This is a genomic window from Hymenobacter sp. HD11105 (assembly GCF_054051685.1).
This window is the reverse complement of record NZ_JBSWBR010000002.1, coordinates 686,603-705,899: the sequence shown is the minus strand read 5'-3', so window position 1 is coordinate 705,899 and position 19,297 is coordinate 686,603. Positions and strand designations below refer to the sequence as shown.

Here is a 19,297-nt window from a genome sequence, read left to right as displayed (position 1 = left end):
ACGCCACTTTTGCTGTTTCTAGTCTGCTTCTCGTATGCACAGCAACTGCTCTGCTCCTATGTCAACATTTGCCACTCGCCTGCGTCAATTCCTGACCAGCTTTCCCCTACCCGATGCTCTCCCCGACAACGTGCAGGCGCTCAGTCCTTATCAAGAGCCAATACCCCTGGCCTTATTCAGTCAGTTTGCCGCCCAGTATTACACTGACAATCAGCCCCGTGTCGGCTTGCTGGGCATCAACCCCGGCCGGCTAGGCAACGGCCGCACCGGCGTAGCCTTCACCGACCCAGTGGCGCTGGCAGCCTACGGTATTCCGAATGAGCTCCCCCAGCAGCGTGAGCCTTCGAGCCAGTTTGTGCACGCCGTGGTTCAGGCTATAGGTGGCCCCGCCGTTTTCTTTTGGCACTGTTACCTAGGCTCGCTCTACCCCCATGTATTGCTGCGCGAGGGGCGCAATTACAACTATTACGATGCTCCTGCCCTCACCACAGCGCTGGATCCTGCCATCCGGCTTTCATTGCAGCGGCAGGTAGAGGAAGTAGGCCTGCGCCGCGACGTAGTTGTGTGCCTTGGCCGCCGCAATGGGCAGTACCTGACGCGCTGGAACCAGGAATTGCGCTTGTTTGACCACATTCATATACTGGATCACCCGCGCTACCTGATGCAGTACAAGCGCCGCGACCTGACTGCAAACGTGGCGCGCTACGTTGAGGTGTTGACTGGCGTAATGCAGTAAGGAAGAAATCGAATGATTGCTACAACTTGCAGCGGCCCACATATTGTAAAGCCCAAGGGTAGTTAGAGTAACTAGCTACCCTCTTATTCCTCATTTATAGTTTTTGCTCTACTCCAATGCCCACCGTTGCTGACCTTGCCCGCGCCCTTGAAAAGGCGGCGCCCCTCGCCTACCAAGAATCGTATGACAATGCCGGCTTACAGTGCGGCGACCCACGGGCCGAAGTAACTGGCGTCCTGATTGCGCTCGACTGCACCCCGGCCGTCCTCGACGAAGCCCTACAACGGGGCTGTAATGTGGTGGTGGCTCACCATCCGGTCATTTTTCGACCCTTAAAAAGCTTGACTGGAGCGACTGAAGTGGAGCGCATCTTGCTCAAAGCCTTGAAAAACGATATTGCCATCTATGCTGCCCACACCAACCTAGATAATGTGCGACACGGCGTAAACCGGAAGTTGGGCGAGAAATTGGGTTTGCAGAATCTGCGCATTTTAGCCCCTACCAGCGGTAATTTAGCTAAGCTAATTACGTACATCCCACCCACTCATACCGAAGCTGTATTGCAAGCGCTCTACCAAGCCGGGGCGGGCCAAATCGGTGACTATTCCGAGTGCAGCTTTCGCTCCGATGGCGTGGGCACCTTCACTCCCGGCCCTGATACTCAACCCTTCCAGGGCCAGCCCGGCCAGCCTGAGACTACTCCCGAGCAGCGGGTAGAAGTGCTACTGCCTCTGCACCAGCAGAAAAGCGTGCTCCGAGTCTTGAAACAAGCCCACCCCTATGAGGAAGTGGCTTATGAAATAGTCAAGCTCGAAAACGAAAACCAGGATGTAGGGGCCGGAATGATCGGTGATTTGCCTGAACCGCTGGCGCCGGCGGCGTTTCGGCAGCGGCTGCGCGCGGCCCTGGGCGTACCGGTGGTAAAGCACACCGACTTCGACCAACCTATTTGCCGCGTGGCTTTGTGCGGTGGAGCCGGCAGCTTTCTCCTCAACAAAGCTCGCGCGGCCGGCGCCGATGCCTACGTGACCGGAGACCTGAAATACCATGAGTTCTTCGGCCCCGAAGGCCAGCTATTGCTCTGCGACGTGGGCCATTTTGAGAGCGAACAATTCACCAGCGAGCTATTTCAAGAATTGCTAACCTCAACGTTTTCGAGTACTTTTGCGGTCTTAATCGCAGAGACCCTCACCAACCCCGTCCGTTATGACTTCTAACCCTACCGCGGAAACCCCCGTTGCCAACAAGCTGGAGGCCCTATTAAACCTGCAGCGCATTGATTCGCAGCTCGATGAAATTCGTCGTGTACGCGGTGACTTGCCCGAGGAAGTTCGTGATCTGGAGGACGAAATTATCGGCTACGAAGTGCGTGTAGGCAAGTTTGACGAGGAGATTTCAGGCCTCAACGACCAAATCAAGCAGCGCAAGCAGGCTGCCAAAGATGCGGAAGGACTTATTCGTAAGTATGAGGAGCAGCAGCAAAACGTGCGCAACAACCGCGAATACGAGGCTATTGCCAAGGAAATTGAATTGCAGCGTCTAGAAATTCAGATTTCCGAGAAGAAAATAAAAGAAGCTCAATATCAGATTGAGCAGAAAAACAACGAAATCGCCGGCACTAAGCAGCGTCTCGACGAGCGCCGCAAGGACTTGGCAAATAAGCAGGGCGAGCTGCAAACCATTGTAGGCGAAAGCGAAGCCGACGAGAAGAAGCTCATGACTGAGCGTGACGGCGCCGTGAAGCCCATTGAGGAGCGCTTGTTGATGGCCTACACCCGCATCCGCGGCAACGTGCGCAACGGCCTGGCCGTAGTGACCGTAAAGCGCGACGCTTGCGGTGGCTGCTTTAACACCGTGCCGCCCCAGCGCCAAGCCGACATTATTTCGCACAAGAAGATCATCGTGTGCGAGCACTGCGGACGGGTTTTGGCCGACGTAGACTTGAAGGCTGCTTAATTATAGTTGAGATATTAGATTAGAAGGAAGGAACGGCCCGGTGTCGTTCCTTTTTTCGTTATGGTGCAGATGATATTTCCCGCAGAGGCACGCAGAGGGTTACGCAGAGGAGCGCAGAGAATGCTCCTCCTGGTCTGTCTGTTCTCCTTCGCAAATCTCTGTGCCTGCCTTAGCGCTTCCCCGCTGAAATTGTTGGCCGCGCAAAAGCCCCCCATGGCCGCTCTGACACCTAATCAGGCCCACGCTTATGCTGAACTGCTAAAGCTGCGCGTACCCGCTGCCCGCGCCTTACTCCGCACCGAAAACCCAGCTAGCCCTGGCACCCTGCTCGTTGCTGATTGCATAGAGATGGTAGAAATCCTGATCAGCCAGGATGCAACGCGCTATTCGACCATTCAGGAAAAGCAGGAACAGCGCATTAGCGCACTGGAAAAAGCCCCCCAGACGCCCCTGCGCGACTACGCCCGGGCTGAAATCAGTCTGCATCGGGCCGTGACTCAGGTTGTATTCGAGCATGAGGTTCAGGGTGCTTGGAATCTGCGCCAGGCCTACCAACAGATGCAAACGGTAGTCAAGCGCTACCCCGACTATCTACCAGCGCGTAAGTCGCTGGGGATGTTGCAGTTCGCTATTGGGTCGTTGCCCGAAGGTTACCGATGGTTTTTGCGGCTGCTGGGCTTGAATGGCAGCGTGGACGGCGGCCTGAAGCACCTACGCGCCGCAGCTCAGCAGCCTCACGACTTTCAACTGGAGAGCCAGCTTATTTTGGCTCTTATCGAGGAGACTTACTTCCGGCGCAGCACCGAAACGACCCAACTAGTTACGCGCCTCGCCGCCCAGCAGCCCGACAATTTGCTGGTTGCCTTCTTGGTTATCAGCCAGAATAAGAAGCTGCACCACACCGACCGCGCCTTGGCTGCTTTCCGAGCCCGCCCGATCGGCCCGACGTATCTGCCCGTGCCCTACCTGCACCACATGGCCGCCGACTTACTGCTTTATCAAGGTCAATACGCGGCGTCGGAGCGAGAGAACCTGCAGTTTCTGCAGCTCTACCGCGGCCAGCACTACCGCAAGTCAGCGGCCTTCAAGCTGTATCTGGCCGCCTGGCTCGGCGGCAAACAGACAGCTGCCGACCGCTACCGCCAGCAGATTGCCGCTGGAGGACGAACCGTAGTAGAGGAGGATACTTACGCCCAACGTTTTTACGAGGATAAAACGCCTCTAAATCCTATTCTAACGCGGGCCCGCCTCCAGCTCGACGGCGGCTACTACCAAGAGGCCCTCACAACGCTGCAAACCTTTACCAGCACCCAGCGCACGACGCTACGCGACCAATTGGAAGCGCCTTACCGTCGCGCCCGCGCTTACCATGGGCTCGGCCAACTGGATTCGGCCCGGCGCTACTACGCTCGCACTATTGCGCTGGCGCGGGGTCAGGCACCCTACTATTTTGCCCCCCAGGCGGCTTTGCAGCTCGGGTATTTGTATCAGGCAGTCGGTCAAACTCAGCTTGCTCGCACTTATTTCCAGCAGGCCCTTCATTATCCGAAGCATGAGTACAAAAACAGCACGGATATGAAGGCAAAAGTGGCGCTGGCTGAGCTTAAGTAGGGTAAAACACTGCCTTGGGTCCTACCTTCGTAGCGTGTCAATCATTCCGCTCTCCAGTTTACCAATTACGCCCGCCGAGTTCCGGGCTAAGGCCTTGTACTGGGCTAGCCGTTTCCAGTACTGCGCCTACTACGAGCCCAATGACCTTGCCTATCCTCAGGGGGCATTTTCGCGTCTTCTAGCGGTGCGTAATACTCTAGCCGTGGCACCTACATCGCTGACGGAGCTGCGGGCCTGGCTTCAACTGCCTACCCGCGCGCCTCGCTGCGGAATTCTGAGCTATGAACTGAAGAATGAGATAGAAGCGCTCAACAGCCATCATTTCGACGGTTTATCCTTTCCAAGTCTTCATTTTTTTGAGCCCGAATTCTGGCTCACCTGGCAAGCAGATAGCCTAGAGATTCACGGTGTGGAGGGCATTTTAGAGGAAATCCTAGCCACCATCGTCCCGGAACCAGTGGCATCTTTGGTGCCCGAAATGCAGGCTCGGATGCCGAAGACCGAGTACCTGACGGCGGTAGCAGCTATTCAGGAAGATATTTTGAATGGGGAAGTCTACGAATTAAATCTTTGCCAAGAATTTTACGCCGAACAGGTTGCAATAGAGCCGATTGGCACTTTCCTCAACCTCAACACTGCTTCTCCTACACCCTTCGCGGGATTCTATAAGTGGCAAGATCGGTACTTGCTTTGTGCGTCACCCGAGCGGTTTTTGCGCCAGCAAGGCGATATTTTGCTTTCCCAGCCGATCAAAGGCACTATTCGTCGCGGCGCTACGCCCACCGAAGATGAACAGCTACGCCAGCAGCTACGCCACGACGAAAAGGAGCAAGCTGAGAATCTGATGATTGTGGACTTAGTGCGCAATGACCTCGCCCGAGTGGCCCTCACGGGCTCGGTGCACGTTCTCGAGCTATTCGGCTTATATGGCTTCCGCCACGTGTGGCAAATGATATCATCGGTGCAAGCCAAGCGCCGCTCCGACTGTGACTTGGTTGATGTACTTCGAGCGGCCTTTCCAATGGGTTCCATGACGGGCGCCCCCAAAATCAGGGCTATGCAACTCATTGAACACTACGAGCATAGCCGCCGCGGTTTGTACAGCGGCAGTTTGGGAGTCATTTGGCCCTCCGGCGACTTCGATTTTAACGTGGTCATCCGCAGCTTGCAGTACAATGCCGCTACGGGTTACCTCTCATTTCAGGTCGGCTCGGCTATCACCTACGACTCGGTACCGGAGCAGGAATACAATGAGTGCTTACTGAAGGCAAAAGCGCTGCTAGGGGTGTTGGGGGCCAGTATATCGTAGACTCTCGCTCCTTTTACTATCTGTACTATCAGTTGCAGACATAATCAGGCACCAAAAAATGAACGGAGCTAGCAAACAACAAGCTCTGCCATTCTGTCATTTTAAGCCTAAAAAACTTACCTTTGCCCTCCTTATTCGTGTTTGACCGCTATGTCGCAGCCCATTCTTACTCTCGACTTTCTAGATACTCCGGCTCCAGTAACCACTACTGACCACGCACATACCCCCAGTGGCGAGGTGCGCGTAAGCGCCGCTACGCGTACGGGCCGGCAGCGCAAGCTCTACATAGAGAGCTACGGTTGCCAGATGAATTTCTCCGACTCCGAAATCGTGTCTTCTATCCTTTTTGAGGAAGGATTTGACACAACGGAGCAGCTAGAAGGTGCCGACTTAGTGCTACTCAACACCTGCTCTATTCGCGAAAAGGCTGAACAGACGGTACGGATGCGACTTTCTCAAATCAACGGCCACAAAAAGCGGAATCCGGGCCTATTGGTTGGCGTACTGGGCTGCATGGCTGAGCGCCTGAAAACCAAGTTCTTAGAGGAAGAGAAAATTGTAGACTTAGTAGTGGGCCCCGATGCCTACCGCGACCTTCCCCGCCTGATTCAGGAAGTGGATGGGGGGCAAAAAGCGGTGAACGTATTGCTCTCCCGGGAGGAAACCTACGCCGACATCACGCCAGTGCGCTTGAACTCAAATGGCGTATCCGCCTTTGTGAGCATCATGCGGGGCTGCGATAATATGTGCTCCTTCTGTGTGGTTCCCTTCACCCGGGGCCGCGAGCGTAGCCGCGATGCCCACAGCATCGTGCAGGAGTGCCGCGACCTAATAGCTGCTGGCTACAAGGAAGTTACCTTGCTAGGGCAAAACGTAGACAGCTACAAATGGGCATCCGATGATGGGCAGGAGCAAGTGAATTTTGCGCAGCTGTTGGAGCAAGTAGCCCTGCTTAGCCCCGAGTTGCGGGTGCGCTTCTCTACCTCTCATCCCAAGGATATTACGGACGAGGTGTTGCACACCATGGCGCGGTACGACAACATCTGCAATTACATTCACTTGCCCGCTCAAAGTGGTAATTCTCGAGTACTCAAGCTGATGAACCGCACCTACGATCGTCCTTGGTATGAGGATCGGGTGCAGGCCATTCGCCGTATTTTAGGCGACGACTGCGCCATCAGCACCGACATGATTTCGGGTTTCTGCTCTGAAACCGAGGAAGAACACCAAGATACGCTGAGCCTAATGGAGCAGGTACAGTACGACATGGCCTATATGTTCTTCTATTCGGAGCGCCCTGGCACGCTGGCCGCGCGCAAGTTGGAAGATGATGTGCCGTTGGAAGTAAAAAAGCGCCGCTTGGCCGAGGTCATTGCTGTGCAACAAAAGCACAATCTCATCCGCAACCAACGCGCCATCGGGCAGGTACACAAAGTGCTGGTTGAGAATTTCTCCAAACGCTCCGATGAGTTCCTGAGCGGGCGCAACGATCAAAACAAGGTTGTTATTTTCCCGAAAGAAGGTTTTCAGAAAGGCGATTACGTAAATGTGCTAGTGCACGACTGCACGGCCAGCACGCTCTTCGGCAAAGCAGTTTAAAGCGCGAATCGGCTCTCTTTTTAGAGAAGAAGCTTTTTCGGATTTAAAATAAATACTGCCGCTTTTCGTCTTTTCAACGAAAACCTATCTACTGATTTTGACTCCCAGCGAAATACAATCTATCAAACAACGCTTCGGCATTATTGGCAATGCGCCGGCGCTGAACTACGCTATTCAGGTGGCTGCCCAAGTGGCACCTACTGATATGACCGTGCTGATTTCGGGTGAAAGTGGCTCGGGTAAGGAATCCTTTTCCAAGATTATCCACGCCCTGTCGCCCCGTAAGCACGGACAGTTTATTGCCATTAACTGCGGCGCCATTCCCGAAGGAACCATTGACTCCGAGTTGTTTGGGCACGAGAAGGGCTCATTCACGGGTGCAAACGAAGCGCGCAAAGGTTACTTTGAAGTAACCAACGGAGGCACCATGTTCCTAGATGAAATCGGGGAGATGCCGCTAGGTACGCAGGCGCGGCTGCTGCGCGTACTCGAAAACGGTGAGTTTATCCGGGTGGGCGCCAGCAAAGTGCAGAAGACAGATGTGCGCGTAGTGGCGGCCAGCAATGTGAATCTGCTCGACGCTGTGCGTGAAGGGCGATTCCGTGAGGATCTGTATTACCGCCTCAATACGGTGCCCATTACAGTTCCACCGTTGCGTGAACGCGGCGATGATATTTATCTACTATTCAGAAAGTTTGCTACTGACTTTGCCGAGCGTTACCGTGTTAAGCCAATCAGTCTCACGCCCGATGCGGTGGCCGAGTTGCAGCGCTTTCGTTTTCCTGGCAACATTCGTCAGCTAAAGAATATCGCCGAGCAAATGTCGGTGCTAGAGATGGAGCGCGAGTTAGATGCGGCCCGCCTGCGCCAGTATCTGCCCGCCGACCAAAGCAGCCGCTTGCCCATGCTTCTCAGCGCCGCCGGCTCCGACGGCTCAGCAAATACATACTCCGAGCGCGACCTGCTTTACAAAGTGCTTTTCGACATGCGGCGTGACATGACCGACTTGAAAAAGTTGGTACTAGACCTAGCGGCTGGTCAGCGACCAGCCGAAGCGCAGGAACTGTTGCGTCAAAACAGTCACTTGTTCAACAATTTAAATGTAGCTCCTTCCTACGAAGGCGGCCGCTTGAATCGGCCGGCCGCACCGGATGCTCCTGGGGAGTACTTTATTACGCCGCGTCCCGTTAATGACTTGAACGATGGAGGTGACGAGGTTAACTATGACGACGAGGCCCAACGTGTAGAGGACATTCCGCACGAAACGGAGGAAGAAACCTTGTCGCTAGAAGCCAAGGAGAAGGAAATGATCATGAAAGCGCTCAAAAAGCACCACAACAAGCGCAAATATGCGGCACACGATCTGGGCATTTCGGAGCGCACTTTATACCGTAAACTCAAGCAGTATGACCTGGAGCAACTTTAATCGCCGGAGCAGTTGGCTGCTGGGGGGCGTTTTAATGTTTTTGCTGGCTAGTTGCAGTGTGTATTCTTTCACGGGCACCAACATCGACCCGGCAGTAAAGACTATTTCTATCGCTACGTTTCAGAACAACGCCAGCAACGGTCCTTCCTCTCTCTCTCAACGCTTTACGGAGGATTTCAAGGACTATTTTCAGCGCAATACTACGCTCAAGCTCGTGCCTCGCGACGGCGACTTGCAGTTTGAGGGAGCCATTACGGCGTATGACTTTGCGCCGGCGGCAATTCAGCGCGAAGGCAATGTGGACCAGGCCGGTCAGAACCGGCTGACCATTCAGGTGCAGGTCCGGTTTGTGAATACCAAAGACCCGTTGCAGGATTTGGAGCAGACTTTTCAGAGTAGCGACAACTTCTCCGCCACCACGGATATTTCGACCATCAACAACGATCCGCGGGTTCGGGTAATCACCAACAATATCATTACCGACATTTTCAATAAGTCGGTGGCTAACTGGTAGTTTCTACGAACTTGGACAGTGGGCTAGGCCAAACTCGGCTGTTTAGTGGATAAATTACCGTATTGTTGTCGGCTCAAAAAGTTTGACCCAGCGCTCACTCTAGATCCGTCTGGTATAAGCATTCAACTTTGAGCTGACTAAATCACAAAATCAGTAACAAGCACCTAAAACCAATGACCCGCGCCTCTCTGCTGCATATTCTGGACAACTTGGGGGGTATTTCGGAGACGGAAGTTCAGGAGTTGGAGCAGTTGGCTGCTGCTTTCCCTTACTGTCAAACGGCTCATTTGCTGCTGGCTAAGGCCGCCCATGACCGCGGTAGTATGCTGGCTGCCCAGCGCTTACGCCGCGCCGCCACCTATGCCGTGGACCGGCAGCGTCTGCGGACTCTCATTGAGCTACCGGCTCCGCTACCGCCTGCGCAACTAGCCGCCGCGGCTGACGCAACGCGCGTGGCTACAGCTCCCGTTTTGCTCGAAATTGCTCCCCAGCTCGCGCCAGCCATGGCAATAAGTGAGGCGATAGAAGAGGCCGAACTAGTAGAAGCGGAGGACGCGCCCGCTAGCACGGGATCTGAGCTGGAATTGCTATATGGCCAAACATTAGATACACTCGTGCCTGCCGCCGAGCTTGCCTCCCCAGAAGTGCCCCCTAGCCCAATGCTGAAGGTAACAGAGCCAGAACCGACAGTTGTAACAGCTACAGCAGAGGAGGAAAGACCGGAACCGCATAACGAGGCCAAAAATACGCCCCAACCGGACTCAGAAGTAACTTTTGCTGAGGAAATCTCTTCTACGACCGAAACTAATACTACTCTGGTAGAAGAACCGGCTCCGGAGGAGTCAGCAACTACTATTGAAGTAGAGGAGAGCATAATAGAAGGAAGTGAAGCACAAGCTCCTGAGGTCACTATTTCGGCTGACACAGACGCCACGACAGAAGAGCAATCAGAGGCGGCACTTGTATCCGAAGCCGCAGATGAGGCGGCTATAGAGTATCCGAGGAATGAGGCTACCGAGGCAATCCCCGATTCGGATGCTCCTCCCGCTTTCAATGAGCCGGAGGTCACTTCTCTATCGGCAGAGGTAGAGTTATTACCGGTCGCGCCGCCCATTCGACCGCCAGTGGAAGCAGGCTCTTCGCGGTTTGAGTTTGGCTTAACGCAGCCCTTGCCTGTTGCTATTCCAAGCTACAATCTATTCGACGTTGAGAAAGCGCCGTCTAAATCAACTGTAGTTATCCCATCTTTCTGGGCCGATGAGGAAGTAGGTTACGCGCCCGGTCTGGGTAGTCGCTTGGGTTTTTGCCTGCAAGCTCAGGACGAATATACCCTAGATTTGCCCCCCAGCGCATTTTTCGAGCCTGATGCGTTGCTGCTTCAGCACCTGAAGCAGCACCAACCCGCGCCGCCGCCAATTCCAAAAAGCATTGACCTGATTGACAAGTTTTTGCGTAGTAAGCCTCGGTTTAGAGCCCCTTTGCCCCTGCCGCCAACCACCGAAGCCCAAGCCGATCTGTCGGTGCGCAGTACGGTAGCTGAGCCCAGTTTGGCCTCGGAAAGTCTGGCCCGCATCTTGGCTCGGCAGGGCAAAATCACTAAGGCTATTGAAATATATGAACGGCTTATGGTGCGCCACCCGGAAAAAAAGGCGTATTTTGCCGACCAAATTCAACAATTGCAAACCTTCGAGTAGATGTATATTGCCCTCATTGCCCTGATTATTTTTGTTTGCTTGCTTCTGGCCCTGGTTGTATTGGCCCAGAATCCGAAAGGCGGTGGGCTGTCGAACCAGTTTGGTGCTGGCGGCGCGGCCAACCTAATGGGTGTGAAGCGGACTGGTGATTTGTTGGAGCGTCTGACTTGGGGTTTTGCTCTAGGCTTGATGGTACTGACGCTGGGTACTCATGTACTCAATGGTAACGACAACTCCGGTCCGGCCCGCAGCATCAACCAGCAGCGTGCCCTCGAAACTCAGCTACCTACTGCCCCAGCTATTCCTGGCGCCGCTCCTAGTGCTACCGCTCCAGCAGCTTCCGGCACGGCCACTCCTAATGAGCGGGCAGCATCGGCTCCCGCTCAAGAGACAACACCACAAACTCAGCAGCCTACGCCGGCCTCTACTCCCAACGAGTAAACCTTTCGCCTCGTGGCGAGCGACAGAAACTATAGCCGGTGGTTCCCATTTCAGGGAGCCACCGGCTTTTTTATGTGGTTTGTCAAACGTGTCAGGTCCGGCCAGACCTGACACGTTTGGCAGCCATTGGATAGCAAAGAGCTTGAAAAAAGTTCACTTTCATGACCATTATGTCAGGTTTGGGTGGGCTGGCACAAGAAGTGTCGGGAACGGCGCACGGGTTTATTCACTCAACATCTTTCAACCAAAACGTACAATATGTCACTTAGCATGAAACCGCTGGCCGACCGCGTGATTATCGCGCCAGCCGCCGCCGAGGAAAAAACCAAGTCGGGCATCATCATTCCCGATACGGCCAAGGAAAAGCCCCAGCGCGGCGAAGTAGTGGCCATAGGCGAAGGCAAAGTAGCCGACAGTGGTACCCTCATCGCTCCCCAGGTAAAAGTGGGCGACCAAGTGCTCTACGGTAAGTACGCCGGCACTGAAATCACCGTTGATGGGCAGGATTACCTGATCATGCGCGAGTCTGATATTTTCGCCGTTCTGTAGGGTTTCCTTTCTTTTCCTGAATTACCTCTCTATCCAAAAATAAGATGGCTAAAAACATCCAATTCGACACCGACGGCCGCGACAAGCTAAAGCGCGGTGTAGATAAGCTGGCTAACGCCGTGAAAGTAACCCTCGGTCCTAAGGGCCGCAACGTGGTTATCGACAAGAAATTCGGCGCCCCCACCATCACCAAGGACGGTGTGACGGTAGCCAAAGAAATTGAACTGACTGACCCCGTTGAGAACATGGGTGCTCAGTTAGTAAAAGAAGTTGCTTCAAAGACTGCTGATCAGGCTGGTGACGGTACTACTACCGCTACTGTATTGGCTCAGGCTATCTATACTGCTGGTTCGAAGAACGTAGCTGCTGGTGCCAACCCAATGGACCTGAAGCGCGGCATCGATAAGGCAGTACACGCTGTTGTTGCTAACCTGAAGGCTCAGTCGAAGAAGATTGAGAACTCTTCGGAGATTGCCCAGGTAGGTACCATTTCGGCCAACAATGACTCGGAAATCGGCCAAATGATTGCCGACGCTATGGACAAAGTGGGCAAAGAAGGCGTTATCACCGTGGAAGAAGCTCGTGGCACTGAAACCGAAGTAAAAACGGTGGAAGGCATGCAGTTCGACCGCGGTTACCTCTCCCCTTACTTCGTGACCAACCCAGAGAAGATGGAAGTGGAGTTGGAAAACCCCTTCGTGCTAATCTATGACAAGAAAGTAAGCACTATGAAGGAGCTGCTGCCCGTATTGGAGCAAGTAGTTCAGACTGGTAAGCCTTTGGTTATCATCTCGGAAGATGTTGATGGCGAGGCTTTGGCTACATTGGTAGTTAACAAGCTACGTGGTTCGTTGAAGATTGCAGCCGTAAAGGCTCCCGGCTTCGGCGACCGTCGAAAGGCTATGTTGGAAGACATCGCTGTGCTAACTGGTGGTACTGTGATTTCGGAAGAGCGCGGCTACAAGCTTGACAGCGCTACAATCGAGTACCTCGGTACTGCTGAGAAAATCATCATTGACAAGGACAACACGACCATCGTCAATGGTAAAGGTGAGAAGGCTACTATCACGGCCCGTATCAACGAAATCAAAGCTCAGATTCAGACGACTACGTCGGACTACGATAAGGAGAAGCTGCAGGAGCGTTTGGCTAAGTTGTCGGGTGGTGTAGCTATCCTTTACATCGGTGCTTCTACGGAAGTAGAGATGAAAGAGAAGAAAGACCGCGTTGACGATGCCTTGCACGCAACTCGCGCAGCCGTTGAAGAAGGTGTAGTACCCGGTGGTGGCGTTGCTTTGGTGCGCGCTATCGAGTCACTGGCTGCTGTTGACACGCTGAACGGCGATGAGCGTACGGGTGTAAACATCATCCGCACTGCCCTTGAGGCTCCGCTGCGCTGCATCGTAGGCAACGCCGGTGGCGAAGGCTCGGTGGTAGTACAGAAGGTGCGTGAAGGCTCAGGCGACTACGGCTACAACGCCCGCGAAGACCGCTATGAGAACCTGATGGCCGCTGGCATCCTCGACCCAACCAAGGTAACCCGTTTGGCTTTGGAGAATGCTGCTTCTATTGCTGGCTTGCTCCTGACCACTGAGTGTGTTATCTCGGATGAGCCAGAAGAAGAGAAAGCAAGTGCTGGCGGTTCCGGTGGCATGGGCGGCATGGGTGGCATGGGCGGCATGATGTAATATCAGCCGCGCAGCTAGCTTAGCTGTTCGCTTAACAAGTAAAAAGCCCCCCAGACAATGTTTGGGGGGCTTTTTGTGTTTATGTCGCGCTGGAATAGACCATCCATCTTAATTTACCACTATGAGCTTCAGCACTGCTAAAGCTTAGCGGGTAAATTTGGTGGAATCCAGCAGAGAGAGGTAGCTCGTCTGGATGTAGCCCGTGGCTCCCCTTCCGCTAGACCAAGGGGCCTCTCGCAACGACGCCCGACACCAGCCATTAGCTTGTACCGCATGAACCTCCAGCGTGTCGCCTTGAGTCACAACGCCCATGGTTGTAGCGGTCAGGTCGGTGGTGGGGTGAGATAATAGTGGGACATCCAAGGCCATAACAGCAGCTGGATGAGAGAGCAGACGGCTGGGGACGGGTTGGGTGTAATAGTAGACTAAATAGCCGAAAACGGTATTAACTAGCATGGTCCACCCAACTAATTGCCACCAGTTAATGCGCCATTCTCCCGCTTGCCGACGCACGGGGGCTAATCGCAGAAACTTGCTCATATATATAAGGACAGTAGAAACCTAGGTATGAAAACGTATACAAAAAAGCCCCCCAGACTTGGTCTAGGGGGCTTTTCCGTGGCATAGAAAACCTAGTTTCCGCGGCCGTGCATCATGTGGAATAGCTTCTTGGCAATAGCAATCAGAATCAAGCCAGCCAGAATAACGAAGCCGGCAATAAGGCCAAACACCTTCAAAGCCCCGAGTTCCTCCACGTAAGCTGCGATGTAGCCACCGGCAATCTGCGCGACGAAGGGAGCCAGAAACCACACACCCATAAGGGCCGAGGTATAACTGATTGGAGCTAGGCGCGTCACCATAGACAAGCCAATAGGTGACAAACACAACTCGCCGATGGTATGGAAGAAGTAAGTAGCGAGCAACCATAGGATGCTGGCTTTCACCGTCGTATCACTCACGTCGCCGCCGCGCTCTAGTACAGCGCCCACCATAAACAGGAAGCCCATACCCAGCAGCACCATTCCTAAGCCCATTTTAACGGGAATACTTAAGTCTTTGCCCTTACGGCCCAGGCTCAGCCATATGCTAGCAACGATAGGTGCCAGCGCCACGATAAACAGTGGGTTAACTGATTGAAACCAAGAAGTAGGAATCAAATATCCAAACACTTCGCGGTTGATGTAGCTATCCGTGTACAAGGTTAGGGAGCTACCGGCCTGCTCAAAGCCGGCCCAAAAGAACACCACAAATAGCGTGATAATGAAAATCACCGCCATACGGTCGGTTTCCTCTTTCGACAGCGTTTCTTTCGGCGCATTCACGTCTTTCACCACCTTCACTGGCGCTAAGCCAATAGGGCCAAGCAAGCGGGGGGCAAATAAGTTGAAGATAATTTGCCCCAGTACCATACCCAGACCAGCGGCCAAGAAGCCGTAGCGGAAGCCGTAGTTGCTTACCTGCTCCACACCGTTAACTACGGTCTTCGTAGCAAATAGGTCTTCGGCAAAATAACCGCACACCAGCGGCGCAAGAAAGGCACCGATGTTGATGCCCATATAGAAGATGGTGAACGCCGAGTCGCGGCGGGGGTCGCCTTGCTCGTAGAGTTGACCAACAAGCGTGGAAATATTGGGTTTAAAGAAGCCGTTACCAATAATAAGTAGCAGCAACCCCAGACAAGTAGTCAGCGGCAGGCCAAACGCCACGGCTGGACTACCGGGAGTAGTTGAGAATAGAGAAAACTGCCCCAAGGCCATCAGGGTACCGCCAATAAGGATGGCGCGCCGCTGCCCAATGAAACGGTCGGCAATCCAGCCCCCGATAATGGGCGTAAAATACACAAAGCCAGTGAAGTAACCGTATATAAGCGTAGCCGTTGCGGCGGGTACTTCCAGGCCACCTGCCAAGATGGTTTTGGTAAGGTACAGCGTAAGCAGGCCCCGCATGCCGTAGTAGCTGAATCGCTCCCAGAGTTCTGTAAAGAAGAGCAGATAGAGGGCTTTGGGGTGTCCTTGCTGCGCGGCAACCGGTGGCTGATTGGGCACGACGGAGGCTGATTGCATGTAAAAGAAGGTAAAGATGGAGGTGGAAAGGAAACCGCCCTGTAACAGAGGGCGGGGGTTGGTAAAGCTACAAAAGTTTCGCAACAGCTAACTTTTCCCTTCTGTGCTGGTATACGATGTCAATAGGTACAGCGAAAATTCGCTACGAGTACAATCGAGGCTAACTCAGCCGTGTCTGAGTCGGTTTTTTGACTACTTTTGCTCCTACAATTCCCATCTCCCACCCACCCAATTATTGTTTATCGGCTTATGATGGACACTGCCACCCACGCTCTTAACCGCCTTCAACCCTTGGGATTTGCCCAGGCTTCCAAGGTACACCTTAACCTTACGCCCGCTGAACTGGTAGAGGAAGCTCTACGCCGCGGCGAGGGAACCCTCACTGATACTGGTGCGCTCATGGCCGACACTGGTAAGTTCACTGGTCGTTCGCCTAAGGACCGCTTTGTAGTACAGGATGCGAACACCCAAGACAGTGTGTGGTGGGGCGACATCAATATCCCCTTCGATGCTGATAAGTTCGACCAGCTTCACCAAAAAATGGTGGACTACTTGGCCGATAGAGAAATTTATGTGCGCGAGGCTTTTGCTGGCGCTAACCCCGACTACCGCCTAAAGCTGCGCGTAGTAAATGAGCTAGCCTGGCACAACATGTTCTGCTACAACATGTTCCTGCGCCCTGCTGAAGGTGAGGACACCACCTGGACGCCTGACTTCAGCATCATCTGCGCCCCCGGCTTCGAGGCTGACCCGGCCGTAGATGGTACCCGCCAGTCCAACTTTGCTATCCTGAACTTCACCAAGAAAATGATTCTCATTGGCGGCACGGGCTACGCTGGCGAGATGAAAAAGGGCATTTTTGGTGTGCTAAACTACCTGCTCCCGCATGAGCAGAACACGCTGCCCATGCACTGCTCGGCCAACGTGGGTGCAGCCGGCGACGCAGCTATTTTCTTCGGCCTTTCGGGCACGGGCAAAACCACTCTTTCTGCCGACCCTAACCGTGGCCTGATCGGCGACGACGAGCACGGCTGGACTCCCGACGCGGGCATCTTCAATTTTGAAGGCGGCTGCTATGCGAAGGTTATCGACCTAAGCCGCGAGAAAGAGCCGCAAATCTGGGATGCAATTCGGTTCGGTGCCATCGTGGAGAACACGCGCTTCATCCCCGGCACGCACACCGTGGATTACGCCAACAAGTCGGTGACGGAGAATACCCGTACGGCCTACCCAATCCATTTCATCGACAATGCCATTGAGCCGTCGGTGGCCGATGCGCCGAAGAACATTTTCTTCTTGACGGCTGATGCGTTTGGCGTTTTGCCCCCCATCAGCAAGCTTGACAAGAGCCACGCCATGTACCACTTCATGTCTGGCTACACGGCGAAGGTAGCCGGCACTGAGATGGGCATCACCGAGCCTCAGACCACCTTCTCGGCTTGCTTTGGCGCTGTGTTCTTGCCCCTGCACCCCACCAAGTACGCCGAGATGCTGGGCCAGAAAATGGACGAAAACCCCGACGTGAACGTGTGGCTGATCAACACGGGCTGGACCGGCGGCAGCTACGGCGTAGGCTCGCGCATGAAGCTGAGCTACACCCGCGCCATGATTACGGCTGCCCTCAACGGTGAGCTAAACGACGTTGAGTTCATGAAGCATCCTACGTTCGGCGTAGAAGTGCCCAATAGCGTGCCCGGCGTACCAGCCGATATTCTGGAACCACGCAACACGTGGACCGACAAAGAGGCGTACGATAAAACCGCTGCTTCCTTAGCTGATAAGTTTGTGAGCAACTTCAAGAAGTACGCTGATTATGCGAACGAAGACATACTAGCTGGCGCGCCCAAAGTGGCCGTTGCTGCTGGCGTATAGTATCATACTGCAATTCAAAAAAGCCCCCCAGAAGCAAACTGGGGGGCTTTTTTGTTCCTATCCAGCCAAACCCACTAGTTTTGCTGCTTGTAACTACTTTTCCTCCTTTCCCTATGCGTAAGCTTCTGCTGCCTCTGCTCCTTGTGTTCCTCTCGCCGCTTAGCCTATGGGCCTGGGGCACAGATGGACACCGCGCCATTGGTAAAATTGCCGAACAACACCTCTCTCGCCGCGCCAAAAGCAAAGTCTACCAATTGCTGGGTACCGAAACAATGCCATTAATCAGCACCTGGCCCGACGAAATTCGTTCTTACCCGGAGTTTAAGGAAACTGCGCCCTGGCACTACGTAAACACGCCCTCAGGCCTCAACCACGATCAATATGTGCAGCAGTTGAAGGCCCAAACGGAACCCAACGCTTACAATGCCCTGCTCACGCAATTGAGCATCCTGAAAGACACCAGCAAATCGCAGGCTGAACGCCTGGCGGCGCTAAAGTTTGTCGTGCATATCGTCGGTGATGTGCATCAGCCCCTGCACGCGGGCCACGCCGAGGATAAGGGCGGCAACGATATTAAGGTGAAATTTCGCGGCCGCGACACCAACCTGCACAGCCTTTGGGACAGCGGCCTACTTGATTATCAGGGTCTAACCTATACTGAAATGGCTACAGCCTACGACGCCAAGCTGCGTGGCAGTGTGGTGCGGAAGCTACAGGCCGCTTCACCCGAGCAGTGGCTCTGGGAATCGTATCAGGCCAGCAACCAGCTATACCAGGAGACCCCCAACAATGCCGATATCGACTACCGCTACTATCCGGCCCACTCCGTGCTGATGCGCCAGCGGATCATTGATGCTGGCATCCGCCTGGCCGGGGTGCTCAATAAGGCACTCGGCTAAGCGGCTACTTAATGGCCAACTAAGTTACTTGCTAGGCGATTTCGTAAGCAGACCATTGCACTCATTTCAAAAGCCCTACTGGCATTGGTCGGTGGGGCTTTTCATTTCCTTACCGCGTCCCTGGTATCTTCGTCGTATGCCGTACACCTTTTACGCCCCCAATCTTAACTCCGCAACTTATCTGCTGCCCGAGGACGAGAGCAAGCACGCCGTCCGCGTACTGCGCCTCGCTCCCGGCGACGCAGTGGAGCTTTTGGATGGCGTGGGGGGCATTTTTGAGGCCGAGGTGGCAGACGCCAACCCAAAGCGTTGCCTGCTTCGCGTACTCCACGAACAACGAGTACCGCGCCGTGCTTATGCTGTACACCTCGCCGTAGCGCCCACCAAAAACCTCGACCGGATGGAATGGCTAGTTGAAAAAGCTACCGAAATCGGGGTAGACCGCATTAGCTTTTTACGCTGTGCACGCTCCGAGCGTCGCGAGCTAAAGCTGGATCGGCTGGAGAAAATTACCATTAGCGCCCTGAAACAGTCGGGGCAGGCGTGGCTGCCGCAGCTGGGCGATCTGACGGACTATTCAACCTTTATTCCAACTCTCGAGCCATCTACCAGCTTTATAGCACATCTGGCCGAAGGCGAGCGTACAGCCTTGTCGCAGGTGGCGGCTCGGGGGGCAAATTGCTGCATCCTGATTGGGCCGGAAGGCGACTTTACCTCAGTCGAGATTGATGCGGCACTAGAGCGAGGCATCCGGCCTGTAACGCTGGGCGCGACGCGCCTTCGCACCGAAACGGCCGCACTAGCGGCCGTTCATACTGTCCATATTGCGCACGAATTTGCCCTTAATTCAACCATTAAAGTGAGTTAACTACTAAAACCAGCGAACCAGCAAGTATTAAGCGAGACGCTTCATTGAACGGCGGCTACCGTTATCTACGTT

General features: G+C 54.2%; 17 protein-coding genes. 15 read left to right on the top strand and 2 right to left on the bottom strand.

What is annotated here, in order from left to right; genetic code table 11:
* The first annotated feature begins 58 nt into the window (after nt 1–58).
* From ACW9KT_RS09215 to groL, 12 genes are all read left to right on the top strand, one after another.
* Nucleotides 59–736, top strand: a complete 678-nt coding sequence (locus tag ACW9KT_RS09215; RefSeq protein WP_457079572.1) for a uracil-DNA glycosylase family protein — start codon at nt 59–61, stop codon at nt 734–736.
* 116 nt (nt 737–852) lie between these two features.
* Entirely contained in the window at nt 853–1,953 is a 1,101-nt protein-coding gene (locus ACW9KT_RS09210; RefSeq protein ID WP_457079570.1) for a Nif3-like dinuclear metal center hexameric protein, read from the top strand.
* Nucleotides 1,943–2,692, top strand: coding sequence for a zinc ribbon domain-containing protein (locus tag ACW9KT_RS09205; protein WP_457079568.1), 750 nt, complete (start codon nt 1,943–1,945; stop codon nt 2,690–2,692). The genes ACW9KT_RS09210 and ACW9KT_RS09205 overlap by 11 nt, the downstream gene beginning before the upstream one ends.
* 213 nt (nt 2,693–2,905) lie before the next feature.
* Nucleotides 2,906–4,303 (top strand): tetratricopeptide repeat protein, encoded by a 1,398-nt coding sequence (locus ACW9KT_RS09200; RefSeq protein ID WP_457079566.1) that lies wholly within the window; start codon nt 2,906–2,908, stop codon nt 4,301–4,303.
* A gap of 34 nt (nt 4,304–4,337) precedes the next feature.
* Nucleotides 4,338–5,612, top strand: a complete 1,275-nt coding sequence (locus tag ACW9KT_RS09195; protein WP_457079564.1) for an anthranilate synthase component I family protein — start codon at nt 4,338–4,340, stop codon at nt 5,610–5,612.
* Nucleotides 5,613–5,762: 150 nt separating this feature from the next.
* Nucleotides 5,763–7,211 carry a tRNA (N6-isopentenyl adenosine(37)-C2)-methylthiotransferase MiaB gene (gene miaB, locus ACW9KT_RS09190; protein WP_457079562.1) on the top strand — a complete coding sequence of 483 codons (1,449 nt, stop codon included), beginning with the start codon at nt 5,763–5,765 and terminating at the stop codon, nt 7,209–7,211.
* Between the two features lie 94 nt (nt 7,212–7,305).
* Nucleotides 7,306–8,637 (top strand): sigma-54 interaction domain-containing protein, encoded by a 1,332-nt coding sequence (locus ACW9KT_RS09185; RefSeq protein WP_457080181.1) that lies wholly within the window; start codon nt 7,306–7,308, stop codon nt 8,635–8,637.
* Entirely contained in the window at nt 8,618–9,151 is a 534-nt protein-coding gene (locus tag ACW9KT_RS09180) for an LptE family protein (RefSeq protein ID WP_457079560.1), read from the top strand. Before ACW9KT_RS09185 ends, ACW9KT_RS09180 begins: the two co-directional genes overlap by 20 nt.
* Nucleotides 9,152–9,324: 173 nt before the next feature.
* Nucleotides 9,325–10,845 carry a hypothetical protein gene (locus ACW9KT_RS09175; RefSeq protein WP_457079558.1) on the top strand — a complete coding sequence of 507 codons (1,521 nt, stop codon included), beginning with the start codon at nt 9,325–9,327 and terminating at the stop codon, nt 10,843–10,845.
* Nucleotides 10,846–11,286: a preprotein translocase subunit SecG gene (gene secG / locus ACW9KT_RS09170; protein ID WP_457079556.1), complete on the top strand. Its 441-nt coding sequence runs from the start codon at nt 10,846–10,848 to the stop codon at nt 11,284–11,286.
* A 258-nt stretch (nt 11,287–11,544) separates the two neighbouring features.
* Nucleotides 11,545–11,835, top strand: coding sequence for a co-chaperone GroES (gene groES, locus ACW9KT_RS09165; RefSeq protein ID WP_457079554.1), 291 nt, complete (start codon nt 11,545–11,547; stop codon nt 11,833–11,835).
* A 44-nt stretch (nt 11,836–11,879) separates the two neighbouring features.
* Entirely contained in the window at nt 11,880–13,523 is a 1,644-nt protein-coding gene (groL, locus tag ACW9KT_RS09160; protein ID WP_457079552.1) for a chaperonin GroEL, read from the top strand.
* Between the two features lie 144 nt (nt 13,524–13,667).
* Here the strand turns inward: groL and ACW9KT_RS09155 are convergent, their stop codons facing one another.
* Both ACW9KT_RS09155 and ACW9KT_RS09150 read right to left on the bottom strand, forming a co-directional pair.
* Nucleotides 13,668–14,063 carry an SH3 domain-containing protein gene (locus ACW9KT_RS09155; protein ID WP_457079550.1) on the bottom strand — a complete coding sequence of 132 codons (396 nt, stop codon included), beginning with the start codon at nt 14,061–14,063 and terminating at the stop codon, nt 13,668–13,670.
* Between the two features lie 92 nt (nt 14,064–14,155).
* Nucleotides 14,156–15,586: a peptide MFS transporter gene (locus tag ACW9KT_RS09150; RefSeq protein ID WP_457079548.1), complete on the bottom strand. Its 1,431-nt coding sequence runs from the start codon at nt 15,584–15,586 to the stop codon at nt 14,156–14,158.
* Between the two features lie 249 nt (nt 15,587–15,835).
* Here ACW9KT_RS09150 and pckA point away from each other — a divergent pair, with 249 nt between their 5' ends.
* The 3 genes from pckA (at nt 15,836) to ACW9KT_RS09135 (ending at nt 19,225) form a co-directional block, all read left to right on the top strand.
* The gene (pckA, locus tag ACW9KT_RS09145) at nt 15,836–17,458 is read left to right on the top strand and encodes a phosphoenolpyruvate carboxykinase (ATP) (RefSeq protein WP_457079546.1); all 1,623 of its coding nucleotides are present in this window, start codon (nt 15,836–15,838) and stop codon (nt 17,456–17,458) included.
* Between the two features lie 113 nt (nt 17,459–17,571).
* The gene (locus ACW9KT_RS09140; protein WP_457079544.1) at nt 17,572–18,357 is read left to right on the top strand and encodes a S1/P1 nuclease; all 786 of its coding nucleotides are present in this window, start codon (nt 17,572–17,574) and stop codon (nt 18,355–18,357) included.
* A gap of 136 nt (nt 18,358–18,493) precedes the next feature.
* Nucleotides 18,494–19,225: a 16S rRNA (uracil(1498)-N(3))-methyltransferase gene (locus tag ACW9KT_RS09135; RefSeq protein ID WP_457079542.1), complete on the top strand. Its 732-nt coding sequence runs from the start codon at nt 18,494–18,496 to the stop codon at nt 19,223–19,225.
* Nucleotides 19,226–19,297 lie beyond the last annotated feature (72 nt).